This window comes from Streptomyces sp. MA5143a (assembly GCF_900290235.1).
GTDB lineage: Bacteria > Actinomycetota > Actinomycetes > Streptomycetales > Streptomycetaceae > Streptomyces.
In genome coordinates this window covers 1-758 of record NZ_OLMK01000183.1, presented here as the reverse complement: position 1 = coordinate 758, position 758 = coordinate 1, and the positions used below count along the sequence as shown (strand labels likewise).

The following is a 758-nucleotide window of genomic DNA, read 5'->3' as shown; positions in this document are numbered from 1 at the left end:
CCGGGATGGGCTTGTTCATCGTCATCGGGTACCGGGCCCTCCGTTCCGAGCCGAGGACGGGGCGTCGTCGGCGTGGACCCCGACGTGGAGGATGTGTGCGGGCGCCCGGCCCGGCTCCAGGCGCACGTAGTTCGTCCTTCCCCATCGGTAGGTCTCACCCGTCAGCTCGTCGTGCATCGGCGCGTTCTCTTCGGGGCCCAGGCCGAGTTCCGCCATGTCGAGCGAGACCCGGGCCGACTGCGTGTGGTGGGGGTCGAGGTTCACGACCACCAGGATCGTGTCGGGGCCGGTGCGCTTGCTGTACGCCATCACCGCGTCGTTGTCGGTGTGGTGGAAGCGCAGGTTCCTGAGCCCGTGGAGTGCGGGATGGCGTCGGCGGATGTCGTTCAGCGCGGTGATGAGCGGGGTGATGGTGCGTCCTTCGCGTTCGGCTGCTTCCCAGTGCCGGGGGCGGAGTTGGTACTTCTCGGAGTCGAGGTATTCCTCGCTGCCGGGTTTGAGGGGGGTGTTCTCGCACAGTTCGTAGCCGGAGTAGACGCCCCAGGTGGGGGAGAGGGTCGCGGCGAGGACGGCACGGAGTTCGAAGGCGGGTCGGCCGCCGTGCTGGAGGAAGGCGTGCAGGATGTCGGGGGTGTTGACGAAGAAGTTGGGGCGCATGTAGCTCGCGGCGTCGCCGGCGAGTTCGGTGGCGTACTCCGTCAGCTCCTGCTTGGTGGTGCGCCAGGTGAAGTAGGTGTAGGACTGCTGGAAGCCGGTCG

The 758-nt window shown here is 67.8% G+C and carries 1 pseudogene; it reads right to left on the bottom strand.

Annotated elements, in window-relative coordinates:
* Nucleotides 1-21: 21 nt before the first annotated feature.
* Nucleotides 22-758, bottom strand: a pseudogene (locus tag SMA5143A_RS42450) (DUF3459 domain-containing protein); the annotation flags it as partial.